At 53.9% G+C, this 12,550-nt stretch carries 11 protein-coding genes; 6 read left to right on the forward strand and 5 right to left on the reverse strand.

Annotated elements, in window-relative coordinates:
- Nucleotides 1–5: 5 nt before the first annotated feature.
- The 6 genes from HH215_RS21065 to pepT all read left to right on the forward strand — a co-directional run bounded on the left by HH215_RS21065 (nucleotide 6) and on the right by pepT (nucleotide 9,422).
- The gene (locus HH215_RS21065; protein ID WP_174887635.1) at nucleotides 6–1,682 is read left to right on the forward strand and encodes an ABC transporter substrate-binding protein; all 1,677 of its coding nucleotides are present in this window, start codon (nucleotides 6–8) and stop codon (nucleotides 1,680–1,682) included.
- Between the two features lie 129 nt (nucleotides 1,683–1,811).
- A complete protein-coding gene (locus HH215_RS21070) occupies nucleotides 1,812–3,089 on the forward strand; it encodes an alpha-L-fucosidase (RefSeq protein ID WP_169281684.1) in 1,278 nt (425 codons plus the stop codon).
- 20 nt (nucleotides 3,090–3,109) lie between these two features.
- Nucleotides 3,110–4,141 (forward strand): asparaginase, encoded by a 1,032-nt coding sequence (locus HH215_RS21075; protein ID WP_169281685.1) that lies wholly within the window; start codon nucleotides 3,110–3,112, stop codon nucleotides 4,139–4,141.
- Nucleotides 4,138–5,775 carry a Sapep family Mn(2+)-dependent dipeptidase gene (locus HH215_RS21080; protein WP_169281686.1) on the forward strand — a complete coding sequence of 546 codons (1,638 nt, stop codon included), beginning with the start codon at nucleotides 4,138–4,140 and terminating at the stop codon, nucleotides 5,773–5,775. The genes HH215_RS21075 and HH215_RS21080 overlap by 4 nt, the downstream gene beginning before the upstream one ends.
- Nucleotides 5,748–7,238 (forward strand): leucyl aminopeptidase family protein, encoded by a 1,491-nt coding sequence (locus HH215_RS21085; protein ID WP_169281687.1) that lies wholly within the window; start codon nucleotides 5,748–5,750, stop codon nucleotides 7,236–7,238. The genes HH215_RS21080 and HH215_RS21085 overlap by 28 nt, the downstream gene beginning before the upstream one ends.
- 933 nt (nucleotides 7,239–8,171) lie before the next feature.
- Nucleotides 8,172–9,422: a peptidase T gene (gene pepT / locus HH215_RS21090; protein ID WP_169281688.1), complete on the forward strand. Its 1,251-nt coding sequence runs from the start codon at nucleotides 8,172–8,174 to the stop codon at nucleotides 9,420–9,422.
- Here pepT and HH215_RS21095 read toward each other — a convergent pair.
- Genes HH215_RS21095 through HH215_RS21115 form a run of 5 tightly spaced genes read right to left on the reverse strand, consistent with a single transcriptional unit; the run spans nucleotide 9,379 to nucleotide 12,493 of the window.
- Complete coding sequence (locus HH215_RS21095) at nucleotides 9,379–9,717, reverse strand: MGMT family protein (protein ID WP_169281689.1); 339 nt, start codon at nucleotides 9,715–9,717, stop codon at nucleotides 9,379–9,381. The two genes, pepT and HH215_RS21095, sit on opposite strands and share 44 nt — an antisense overlap.
- Before the next feature lie 15 nt (nucleotides 9,718–9,732).
- Complete coding sequence (locus HH215_RS21100) at nucleotides 9,733–10,359, reverse strand: hypothetical protein (RefSeq protein ID WP_169281690.1); 627 nt, start codon at nucleotides 10,357–10,359, stop codon at nucleotides 9,733–9,735.
- Between the two features lie 38 nt (nucleotides 10,360–10,397).
- On the reverse strand, nucleotides 10,398–10,991 hold the full coding sequence (locus tag HH215_RS21105; RefSeq protein WP_169281691.1) for an ASCH domain-containing protein: 594 nt from the start codon (nucleotides 10,989–10,991) through the stop codon (nucleotides 10,398–10,400).
- 15 nt (nucleotides 10,992–11,006) lie between these two features.
- Complete coding sequence (locus HH215_RS21110; RefSeq protein WP_169281692.1) at nucleotides 11,007–11,954, reverse strand: helix-turn-helix transcriptional regulator; 948 nt, start codon at nucleotides 11,952–11,954, stop codon at nucleotides 11,007–11,009.
- Nucleotides 11,951–12,493 (reverse strand): DinB family protein, encoded by a 543-nt coding sequence (locus HH215_RS21115; protein ID WP_169281693.1) that lies wholly within the window; start codon nucleotides 12,491–12,493, stop codon nucleotides 11,951–11,953. The genes HH215_RS21110 and HH215_RS21115 overlap by 4 nt, the downstream gene beginning before the upstream one ends.
- Nucleotides 12,494–12,550: the final 57 nt, after the last annotated feature.

The following is a 12,550-nucleotide window of genomic DNA, read 5'->3' on the forward strand; positions in this document are numbered from 1 at the left end:
TCTATATGAAAAAATCATGGTTTACCCTGATCGCGACAGTCCTTATGCTCTCGGCTGTTCTATCCGCCTGCTCGAGTTCCAACAACGAGAAGAATGCCGCATCCAGCGCGCCGGCGGGAAGCGCGAGCGCCGAGAACAGCTTACTGACGGCACCGGGCACCTACCCGATCACTAACGAAAAAGTAACGCTTAAAGTTATGGTACGCGGCAATCCGCTCGTCGAGGATTTCTCTACGAACGAATTCACCAAATGGTACGAAGAGAAAACGAACGTGCATATCGAATGGGAAGTCGTTCCCGAGCAAAGCATGCAGGAGAAGCTGAACCTCGTGCTGGCGAGCGAAGATTATCCGGACGTCATTTTCGGAATGAACGTATCCCCCGCGCAAGAGATGATCTATGGTTCCCAGGGCGTGTTCCTTCCGCTGAACGACTTGATCGAGAGCCAAGGAACGCAGACGAAGAAGCTGTTCGCCGATCGTCCGGAAATCAAGGACGCGATCACGGCGCCGGGCGGCAACATCTATTCCCTTCCCGAAATCAACGAGTGTTACCACTGTTCCCAGAGCCAGAAAATGTGGATTTACGAGCCTTGGCTGGAGAAACTAGGTTTGAAAATGCCTACGACTACAGAAGAGCTCTACAACGTGTTGAAAGCTTTCAAAACGCAAGATCCTAACGGCAACGGCAAAGCGGACGAAATTCCTTTGTCCATCTCTCCTAAATCTTGGCGGTCTTCCATCGATGCTTTCTTAATGAACTCGTTTATTTATAATCCGATTTACGGTACGACCAAACACCTGTACGTCCAAGACGGCAAGCTGGACGTTTCGTTCACGAAGCCGGAGTGGAAAGAAGGCTTGAAGTATCTGAACAAAATGTACTCGGAAGGCCTGATCGCGCCGGAATCGTTCACGCAAGACGACAACCAGCTCATTCAAATCGGGGAAAATCCGGATACCGTCCTTCTCGGCGCTTCCACCGGCGGACATCAAGGCGTCTTCACGCAATTGCTCGGAGAAAGCGGCCGTTGGAGCGAGTATAAGACCGTTCCCGTATTGAAAGGCCCTGCAGGCGTTCAGTATGCGCCGACTGACGCGACTAGCTTGACGACAGGCTCCTTCCTCATCACGAACAAAGCCAAAAATCCGGAAGTCGCGCTTCGTTGGGCGGACGGACTATACGAATACGAGCACACTTTGCGCAGCAACTACGGTCGTCCGGGCGAAGAATGGCGCGATGCGACCGAAGGAGAGATCGGCATCAACGGCCAACCGGCGAAATGGTCCGAGCTGAAGTCCTTCGGAGAAGTACAGAACGTAAACTGGGCGCAAACCGGCCCTGCCCTTCGCTCCAACGAATTCCGCTTAAGCGCGGTCAGCAAAGGCGAAGACGATCTCGAGGTTATTCTGTATAACGAAACGAAAAACAACTACGAGCCCTACAAAGCGGCGAACATCGCAACCGTTCCTCCGTTGTTCATGACGAACGAGCAAGCGACGGAAGTGGCCGATCTCTCGAAAACCGTTAACGATTACGTGGACGAAATGCTCGCTCGTTTCGTCATCGGCGACGCGGATATCGAGAAGGAATGGGATACTTACGTAAAGACGCTCGATAATATGAATCTTAAGCATCTGCTCGAGGTTTACCAAGAAGCTTACAACGCGCAAACCAAATAAAAAAGTTCTCGGGGGATCCGTTCCGGTATCGGGCGGGTCCTTCCGATTCATCATGGAGACAATGATCAGACAAAACCGGGATGAAGATTTCTAACGACTATTACGAGGATCAATGGGAGGCTATCAGTAATGAGCACAAGAGAAGAGAGGACGAAGTTATTCCTGCAAGATCGGTTCGGCATGTTCATCCATTGGGGCTTGTATTCGATTCCCGCTAGGGGAGAATGGCTACGGGGAAACGAGAAAATGACGTTCGAGCAATACAAAGTCTATTTCGACGAATTCGACGCGGCCCGGTACGATCCTCGGGCTTGGGCTCGGGCGGCGAAAGCGGCCGGGCAGAAATATGCCGTCTTGACGACGAAGCACCACGACGGTTTCTGCTTATTCGATAGCCGACTGACGGATTTCAAAGCGACGAACACGCCGGCCGGACGCGATCTCATTCGCGAATACGTCGATGCCTTCCGCGAAGAAGGGATTTCCGTCGGTCTCTACTATTCGATCATCGACTGGAATCACCCCGATTATCCGGGTTACGGCGACCGGATTCATCCGGATCGCGACAACGAGGCGTCCAAAGACAAACCGATCGACTTCGATCGTTACTTGACCTATATGCACGGGCAGGTTCGCGAATTGCTGACCGACTACGGCAAGATCGACATCATGTGGTTCGACTTCTCCTATGACAACATGACCGGCGAGAAATGGAAAGCGACGGAGCTCATCCGCATGATCCGCTCCATTCAACCGGATATCATCATCGATAATCGTTTGGGCGGCGACATCCGGGCGGCGGAGCCGGAAGAATACGCCGGGGACTTCTACTCGCCGGAGCAGATCATTCCGCCGGGCGGCATCGTGGACGCGAACGGCGTTTCCATTCCATGGGAAGCCTGTATTACGCTGAACGACAACTGGGGTTATCATTCGACGGACCGCGAATACAAATCATCGGCGCAGGTCATTCGTACGCTGGTCGAGTGCGTCAGCAAGAACGGCAACCTGCTGCTTAACGTCGGACCGGACGCGAAAGGCGAAATGACCCGCGATTCTCTGAACGTATTGGAGGAAGTGGGAGAATGGCTGCGATTGAACGGCGAAAGCATATACGGATGCGGAATTTCCGAGCTCGCGAAGCCGGAATGGGGACGTTATACTCAAAGAGGCAACAAACTGTACGCGCACGTATTCGATCGCGGAATCGGGCCGATTTATTTCGCCGGCTTGAAGGGCAAGATCAAGCGCGCAAGGTTATTGCGCGACGGGTCGGAGCTTAAAGTCGAGCTGCCTTGGATGGCGGAGCAATATTCGGACATCGACAGCGGCGCTTTCATTAACTTGAAGGGCGCGAAACTTCCCGATGAGCGGGATACCGTTATTGAATTGGAATTGTTGCCATAATCGAGGAGGGAATTGAGATAATGAACGAACTAACGGGCGGGGCGGAGCCTCTAGTCGAGGAATATCGGGGCGGGTATTTGGAAAATATCCACTACGGACACGTATGCGGCGTAGACGATACCGGAAGCATCGCTTATCGCTCCGGAGATCCGGAGTGGATAACGTTCATGCGCTCCGCGGCTAAACCGATTCAGGCGATCCCTTTTTTCCTGGAAGGCTTCGATAAGAAATTCGGGTTCACGGACGAAGAGCAAGCGATCATGATGGCCTCTCACCGCGCTCTCCCCTATCACGTCGAAGCGCTTGAAGGGATGCTAAGTAAGCTAGGCTTGGACGAGGAAGCGCTCGTCTGTAAACCTACTTATCCTCTGGACGCGAATGCCAGAGATACTTTAGTCGCGGAGAAGAAACCGCAACGAAGGATCTACCACAATTGCTCGGGTAAACACCTCGGGGTGCTATCCTATTGCATCGGAATGGGTCATTCGCTGGAGGACTATTATTCCGCGGACCATCCGGCTCAGAAGCGAATCGCCGCCATTGCGGCCGAGCTCTCCGAATGCCCCATCGAGGATATCCGCATCGGCACGGACGGCTGCGGATTCCCGGTGTTCGGCATGCCGCTTCGGAACATGGCGCTTGCTTTCTTGAAGCTCGCTTGTCCGGATTTGATCGAGGATGGAGCTTTGCGGGAGGCTGTCAAAAAAGTAACGAGGTTGATGAACGCTTATCCGACGTTGATATCGGCCGACTATTTGATCTGCCCGAACCTGCTCATGGACGACAATATCGTCGCGAAGGGCGGCGCCAAAGGCATTTACTGCTTCGCGCTCAAGAAAGAGCGCTTGGCATTCGCCTTAAAAGTGGTCGACGGATCGGAGGACGAGTGGCCGATCGCGGTTGCCTCCATTCTCGAGCAGATCGGGTATGCAAACCAAGATACGATCGCCCGAATGTACAAGATCGGTTCTCCCGATATTCGGAACGATAACGGTCTGATCATCGGCGAGAATCGCAGCGTGTTTACTCTGCGACGGGGGAAAGAAGCATGAACGGCATCGATTGGACATCGGAAGTAAAGCGACGGCAAGAAGCGCTCCTGCGCGACTTGTCGTCGCTTCTTGCCATCCCGAGCGTGAAGGACGAAGCATCGGCTGCCCCCGGCATGCCGCTAGGAATCGAATCCGCCAAAGCGCTGGCATATATGTTGGAGCTGGCCGATCGAGAAGGGCTTCGGACCGCTAACCTGGAGGGAATCGTCGGTTATGCGGAATACGGCGGCGACGGCTCGGGCGATAGCGAGAGCGGAAATCCTGGCAAGGGAGAGTATGCGAATAAGGGCAACGGAGAGAAAGGTCACAACGATTATATCGCGGTGCTTAGCCACGTGGACGTCGTCCCCGCCAGCGGGGAGTGGACTTCCCCTCCTTACGAACCCGCGATACGCGATGGAAGGCTTTACGCGCGCGGCGCCCTGGACGACAAGGGTCCAGCCATCGCAGCTTTGTATGGTTTGCTCATCGTGAAAGAGCTCGGGTTACCGCTTCGTCATCGTATCCGGATCATTATCGGGACGGACGAGGAAACGGGTATGAACTGCATGGAAACCTATAATCGTCTGGAGAGGCCTCCGCTAGCGGGATTCACGCCGGATGCCGACTTCCCGATCGTCCATGCGGAGAAGGGGCAGGTCAATTCCCGGATGACTTTACGGTTTGCCGATGATTCGCCCCCGTCTGCCGAGTCTGAGGCCGAGCTGGAGTCCAAGCTGGAGTCCAAGTCTGTGTCCGATCAGGAACGAATCTATCGGCTAATGAGCTTTACTTCGGGAACGGCGGCCAACATGGTACCGGATTTCGCTGAAGCCGTTATTCAAGGTTCCCCGACTCGGTTAGAGGCGCTCATCTCGGATTACCGGTTCTTTTCCGCCACTCATGAGCTCGAAAGCGAGAGCATGTCCGATTTAGCGTCATCTTCGGCTCATCGCGTCGCGATCCTCCGCATGCACGGAACATCCGCGCACGGCATGGCTCCGGAGACGGGCAATAACGCGGGAATGCGCTTGTTGACCTTTCTATACGGGCAATCGTTCGAAGGAGACGACCAACGGTTTATTAAGGGAGCGGTTGAATTGCTAGCAGGCGACACTTCGGGAGAAGCGCTCGGGATCGCATGCCGAGACGAAGCGACCGGGCCGTTAACCGTTAATGTCGGCTTGCTTCGATACGACCCGCTTGTCCGAGAAGCTTATTTTCACTTGAATATACGCTTCCCGGCCTGTACGAACGGCGAGACTATCGTATCGATGATCGAATCGAAGATCGGGGAGTACGGATTCGTAATAACTCCCCCGATCATTAAACCGCCGCATCAAGTGGCTGCCGACCATCCGATGATTAAAGCGTTGCAAGCCATTTATCGGGATCATACCGGTCAAGAAGCAACTCTTCTTTCGACTGGAGGCGGTACTTACGCTTGCAAGCTGGTGAACTGCGTCGCGTTCGGCCCTCTGTTCCCCGGAGAGTTTGACACTGCCCACCAGCAGGATGAATCCATCTCCATCGATAGTCTCCTGAAGGCGACGGCTATGTACGCCCAAGCCATCTTCGAAATGGCGAATTTAGAATATCCGGCGCACGAGGAAGGGGACGAACTCACGTGGAAATCAAAGTCGTCGAAAGACTAGATAGCGGTCACTGCTCGGCGGACTTAGCGGTCTATCTCGTTCTTGAAGGTGAGGCTTCGCTTACCGAGCTAGATTCCGAGCTAGATTTCGAGTTTGAGATCAAGCCATCCATGGCTACCGCCGGAAAAGTGACCTTGCTGTACGGGGCTCACGGCTCGCGTCACGCGGCGCTCGTCGGACTCGGCTCCGCCGATCGCCTCGATGCCGAGGTCATCCGGCGCGTGGCAGGCAGCGCTTCCCGGGCGATTGTCCGGGAAGGCTACCGAACGGTTGCCGTATTTTTGGATAAGCCGTCGGTAGAGCAGATGCCGGAAGCAACCGTCCAGGCATGGGCGGAAGGATGGCTGCTTGGCGGATATACGTTCGATAAATATAAAATGAACCCTCGGCAACCGACATTGGAACATCTTCTGCTAGTCTGCGGCTCGGGAAATGCTGAAGAGTTGGCGCATAGCGTGTCTAGGTCGGTGCTCCGCGCGGAAAGCGCTATGCTGGCGAGAGATTGGTGCAACGAGCCCGCTAACGTGATGACGCCGGAACGGCTAGTCGAGCAAACCGAGTTGTTATTCGCCGGACGGCCGAACGTCGGCTTGAAAATCTACCGAGGCGACGAGTTACGTCAGCACGAAATGAACGGCCTCTTGGCTGTTGGGCAAGGCAGTCGCCATCAACCTGCGCTAGTCGAGGTGACGTACTCTTCGAATCCCGCGTTGCCGATGATCGCGTTGATCGGTAAAGGCATGACGTTCGATATGGGCGGTATGAACGTCAAAACGGGACGGGATCTCAGCGAAGCCCGTTTCGATATGGGCGGCGCTTGCGCGGTCATCGGCGCGATGGATTACTTGATCCGCAGCGAAGCTTCCGTTAACGTCGTCTTATTGATCGCCGTCGCGGATAACGTACCGGGAGCAGGAGCTTTGCTCCCCTCCTCGATCATTCGCTATCCGAACGGCATGACCGTTCAGGTCGGCAACACCGATGCGGAAGGCAGGCTCATTCTCGCCGACGCCCTATTGCATGCTCGGCGTCTCGGAGCGAGCGAGATGATCGACATCGCTACGTTAACAGGGAGCGTCGGACATGCGCTCGGGTTACGCGTTGCCGGAGTATGGGGAGACGCGCGATGCACGGAGGCGCTTCGTTCAATCGGCGAGCATAACGGGGAACGGGTATGGCCGATGCCCCTCGTCGACGAAGATGAAGAATTGCTTCGCAGCGAATATGCCGATGTTAACAACATTAGCTCCAGCGCTTATGGCGGTGCCGTGGCAGCGGCTCTTTTCTTGCGGAAGTTCGCGGGGAACTCCGCCCGTTGGGCCCATATCGACATGGCGAACACCGTCCAAGCTTCAGCCGATAGAGGATACGAAATGGCCGGAGCAACGGGGTTCGGGGTACGTTTGCTAGTCGACTATGTCTTGCAGACGCAGGCGAGTCAGGATAATGCAAACCTCCGCTAGGAAAGCGCTTAGGATAGTTCTCGAAATCAATGCCATCCGCGCGCGTATCGAGCGTTAAAGCCGCGATATGCTTCGGAGCCGACCGAATCGAGCTCTTGACCGGCGTCTCCGGAAAATGGTCGATTCTTTCTCGGGCTCCTGAAGCATTTTCGCGCCCCTTTTACGCTATCCCATTCGCTCAGGAGTGCTCCCGTAGTCGCAAAAAGCGACTATAGAGCTCCACCCTCGGAGGAATCCCTCCTCATTGTCGCAAAAAGCGACTATAGAGCTCCACCCTCGGAGGAATCCCTCCTCATTGTCGCAAAAAGCGACTATAGAGCTCCACCCTCGGGGGAATCCCTCCTCATTGTCGCAAAAAGTGACTATAGAGCTCCACCCTCTGGAAAATCCCTCCTCATTGTCGCAAAAAGTGACTATAGAGCTCCACCCACTGGAAAATCCCTCCTCATTGTCGCAAAAAGCGACCATGAGACTCTCCTTCCAAAACAACCTCCACCTTGGCGCTTTCCTTTCTCTCGCATCAACAAATAACAGCGCTCCTTCATGCCCCATACCTGTGCCGCCTATGCTACTGAGCGAAAGGGATAACGGCAAAAGCCTCCTCGCATTATCCTCCGACATCGCATCTTCCGCATCTAATAGCATCGCTTTTTCCATGCCCATAAGCCGTACCATACGCCACTGAGCGAAAGGGATAACGGCAAAAGCCTCCTCACACTATCCTATGACATCGCGCCTCCCGCATCTAATAGCATCGCTTTTTCCATGCCCATAAGCCGTACCACATATGCCACTGAGCGAAAGGGATAACGGCGAAAGCCTTCTCGTTATTCTCGTTGTATCCTTGCCGCGTTTAACTCATTGCCCCCTCATTTCATCCTCGTTCAGAACTCTGGTACAATAACATCATTAGTATCAAGGAGCTGAACCCACATGAAAACAGAGATCATAACGAGATTCGCGAGATACGTGCAAGTGGATACTCAGTCTAACGAAAGCAGCCAGAATTGTCCGACTACCGAAGGCCAATTAACGCTTGGAAGAATGTTAGTAGAGGAACTGAAGGAAATCGGCATGGAGGAAGTCACGATCGATGCCAACGGCTACGTCATGGCAACCCTACCCGCCAATACCGATCAAGAAATCCCGACGATCGGCTTCCTCGCCCATATAGATACGGCGACCGATTTTACGGGAAAAGGGGTTAATCCTCAGCTTGTCGAGAACTACGATGGAATGGATATTGTCCTGAACGAAGCTCTAAATATCGTTCTATCTCCGAGGGATTTCCCGGAACTCTCCGGCTACAAAGGACAAACCCTGATCACGACGGACGGAACGACGCTTCTAGGGGCGGACGACAAAGCCGGCATGACCGAGATTATGACCGCGATGGCCTACTTGCTCAAACATCCGGAAATCAAGCACGGCCGTATTAGAGTCGCTTTCACCCCGGACGAGGAAATCGGGAGAGGCCCTCACCGGTTCGACGTCGCCGCATTCGACGCCAAATATGCCTACACGATGGATGGCGGTCCTCTAGGCGAGCTTCAGTACGAGAGCTTCAACGCCGCCGTCGCCCGAATTACGTGCACGGGAAAGATCGTTCATCCCGGTACGGCTAAAGGCAAGATGGTAAACTCGGCGAAGATCGCGATGGAAATCAACAACAGATTGCCCGCGGAAGAAGCCCCTGAGTATACGGAGGACTACGAAGGTTTCTTTCATCTGATCTCGATACAAGGGGACGTAGAGGAAACGAAGCTTCACTACATTATTCGGGACTTCGACCGGGAACGGTTCGAAGGAAGAAAAACCGAACTTATCGGCATCGTCGAGGAGCTAAAGGAGACTTACGGGGAAGATCGCATCTTGCTGGAGATCAAAGACCAATACTTCAATATGCGCGAGAAAATCGAGCCCGTCAAACATATCGTCGATATCGCCCACCAAGCGATGGTGAACCTCGGCATCGAGCCGATCGTACGTCCTATTCGCGGCGGAACCGACGGCTCCCAGCTATCTTACATGGGCTTGCCGACGCCGAACATCTTCACGGGCGGCGAAAATTACCATGGCCGATACGAGTATGTATCCGTTGATACGATGATCAAAGCGACTAACGTGATCATCGAGATCGTTAAGCTTTTTGAACAGGCAGGTCAGACGCGGTCGGCGGGTTAAATCGATAAACTTCAAGATCGATTAGTCCGTTCAAGCCGAACTCGACGCCTTCGTTTTCCAAATAGTGCTGCTGCATATACTTGGATTCCCCGTCCTGAATCGCGATTTCTCCTTTCACGTTCACGACTCTATGCCAAGGCAGGTCATGCTTCGCGCTCAGCGAATGCAGGATTCGAACGACCTGCCTGGCCCCTCTCGGGCTCCCCGCGGTTTCGGCGATTTGCCCGTACGTCATGACGTACCCTTCCGGTATTCCCTTGATAATCTCGACAACCCGTTTCGTAAATGGCTGCATGCGTCTATCCTCTCTCTACGATAAATAAGCTCCCGTAGCGGTCTGTTGAGCCGTATCCTGGCGTCTGCTCTTCCATCGAACGGTCGAATCTCCCATGAACGTTAGGGTAACCGCGATCATCGCGATCAAATAAACTCCAGCGAAAAGGTAAACCGTCAGTCGGAAATCGGATGCCGATTGGAACCACAGGAAGGTCATCAATCCCGCGCAGACGATCCACATCGCCCATAACAAGAAGTTTCTATGGAATCCGGATCGTGCCGTTTTATGCCCGTAGGCGTGCCATTCGCGAGTCGGGTCAATCTGGTGCAGCTTCGCTAACGCGGGTTCGATCACGTCTCTCAAATATCGGGCCAGCGTCTCGTGCTTGCGGTAACTGTACAATATCTGGGTCGTGAAAAACACCGATAGAAAAGGCGCGACGAGAAGCACATGCCGATATCCGTCATCCGCGAAAGCGACGGCGCACAGAAGCGCCAACAACGTGACCATATACGTTGCGAACCTTCCCCTCATGCGAATGCGCAGCTTGATTTCTCCCCTGATATCTTCCCTGACTTTTTCGTAGTGGCTTATTTTTTTGTCGTCTTCGCTCTGCAAGATCGCATGATGTTCGGTTTCCGTAACGGAGTATTCACTCATCGCGTTCTCCTCCAATGGACAGACATCGTAAGCCCATTCTAGCACATATCTTCGTTTCGATAACGTTTCATCGCAATCTCTCCGCGGGGGGATATTTTGTACCCTGTTCCTAAGCTGATCGTGAGACCGAGCTCCTTCAGTTTACGAACGTATATTTTGAACTTGTCCGGCTCCCATCCGATGTGATCGGCAAGCTCAGTCGCCCTCAGTCCCGGGTACTTTCCAATGATCCAGAGCATTTCGAAAGTCCAAGGTCCTCGGCGGCTTAGCTTGTCCATCTTCTCCAACTTGTTCCGCAGCTCCGCAAGCTCGGAATCCGTTAATTCATCCTGTTCCCTGAGCGTCTCCCTTGGATCCGACCCGGCATACCGAAGCGCGATCCGGTACATCGTCGTTCCTCCGAATTTGCCTAATTCCTTCCGCATCTCTTGACGGGAGGCGTACCCGGCGCGCGCGATCTCTTCATCCGCGATGTCACCCTCGGATACGGCTTCAATAGCCATTATCTCTACGACGCCAATCGGCGTGCGAAGTTGCGTACCCGCGTGTACCCGAGGTTTGTTCCACAAGCGGAAAGCAACGTCGATGCTTCCGGTTCTTATTCCCTCTAGTATCGGATCCCTAAATAACAAAACGATCTCCTCCTCCTAGTAACGTCCAAGCATTCGTTCCGCTTCGGTGCGGACTCGTTGCCTAAGCGCTTCCGGTTCCAGCACCTCGGCTTCCGATCCCCAACCCAGCACCCATTGCAGCACATCCTCGGGAGTCCTTACGCGCAGAACGACTAACAGACCATCGTGAACATCCTCCTTAGATACGATATAAAAATATTTGGCCTCCCTCACCCGATCCGCGATCCGCGGACTGGCAAGAACTCGTACTTCTATCGGACGGTCGTCCGCGGGAACGTATTTGCTCATGCGAAAATCTGGAGGAAACGCGAACGTTTCATCCAGATCCTGTAACCCCGTCATGCGGGATAGCCGAAAATGTCGAATCTCTTGGCGAAGCTCGCAAAAGCCTACCAATACCCATGAGCCATATACGAAAGATAACCCGTATGGACGAGCGGTACGTATGCTGTGACGGTGAGCCACCAATCCCGATTTTGCTTTCGTATAATCGAAGCTGACTTTACGCCGCATCAATATCGCCTCGCGAAGTTTAGCTACTCTCGCTCTCTCCGCTTCGTCGATGGCTTCCTCCAGGGTCGATGGCAGCTTGATCGTTTCACGCACTTCGTTTGCCGCCCTGCGGACGCTCTCGGGAAGCACGGCTTCGATTTTGCCGCGGGATGCCCTCGCCCGCTCCCCGTATTCCCGATCGAATCTTTGCTCGATGAAGTCGGCTCCGATCAGCAAAGCCACGGCTTCGTCCACCGAGAAACTTATCGGCGGCAGGAAGTATCCCTCCATTAAAGAATACCCCGTACCCGGCGCTCCGATAATCGGAACCCCCGCCTCGCTTAACGCTTGCACGTCGCGATAGATCGTCCGCACGCTCGTCTCGAACGTGCTCGCGAGATCCTCCGCCCTCCGCATGCCCTTACGCTGGAGTTCCAATATAATGGCAAGCATACGATCCGTCTTGTTCATGAAGCTCCAGCGCCTATGAACTGCTGTAGACGACGCAGTTGCTTCAGATGGTGTCCGAAATGGATTTCCACCATTTTAAACCACTCCTCTGCGTTTAACGCTCCCAATCGGGGGTGCAGCACCGTGTGCTCCGGCGGAATTTCTTGGAGCTTCGGCTCGATCTCCTTCATACTCAACACGAGCGCGCGCATCCCTTCGTTCAACTCCGCTTTGCCGTCCGGTTGCTTCGGCGTATACTGCGGGGAAGGCGGGACATGGATTTTCACGTCGGAGAAGCCGCTATTGCGAAAAACCTCAAACCCCGCTTCGTTCTTGACGCCCCCTACGACAATCGCTGGATCGTTGCCTTCTTGGCATAGCCCGATATGGCGTAAGTTCATAAACCTCGACGATTGAATCAAGTGGACGTACAATTGTCCGATCGACCATTCTTCCTCGCTGGGCTTGCGACTAAGCGGCTCTTCCGCAATGCCCTCCAGTTGCTCCAAATAATAATCGACCGTCTCTTCCAAACGCTTCAAGCTTTCCCGTGTATCCATCAACCGTTCACCTTGCTTTCCTTAGATTTAATTAAACTATAAGAAAACACTACTGAC

The sequence above is a fragment of the Cohnella herbarum genome (assembly GCF_012849095.1).
Classification (GTDB): domain Bacteria; phylum Bacillota; class Bacilli; order Paenibacillales; family Paenibacillaceae; genus Cohnella; species Cohnella herbarum.

Coding starts and splice junctions, on each gene's coding strand:
- HH215_RS21065 (WP_174887635.1), top strand. CDS start 6: ATGAAAAAATCATGGTTTACCCTGATCGCGACAGTCCTTATGCTCTCG.
- HH215_RS21070 (WP_169281684.1), top strand. CDS start 1,812: ATGAGCACAAGAGAAGAGAGGACGAAGTTATTCCTGCAAGATCGGTTC.
- HH215_RS21075 (WP_169281685.1), top strand. CDS start 3,110: ATGAACGAACTAACGGGCGGGGCGGAGCCTCTAGTCGAGGAATATCGG.
- HH215_RS21080 (WP_169281686.1), top strand. CDS start 4,138: ATGAACGGCATCGATTGGACATCGGAAGTAAAGCGACGGCAAGAAGCG.
- pepT (WP_169281688.1), top strand. CDS start 8,172: ATGAAAACAGAGATCATAACGAGATTCGCGAGATACGTGCAAGTGGAT.
- HH215_RS21095 (WP_169281689.1), bottom strand. CDS start 9,717: ATGCAGCCATTTACGAAACGGGTTGTCGAGATTATCAAGGGAATACCG.
- HH215_RS21100 (WP_169281690.1), bottom strand. CDS start 10,359: ATGAGTGAATACTCCGTTACGGAAACCGAACATCATGCGATCTTGCAG.
- HH215_RS21110 (WP_169281692.1), bottom strand. CDS start 11,954: ATGAACAAGACGGATCGTATGCTTGCCATTATATTGGAACTCCAGCGT.
- HH215_RS21115 (WP_169281693.1), bottom strand. CDS start 12,493: ATGGATACACGGGAAAGCTTGAAGCGTTTGGAAGAGACGGTCGATTAT.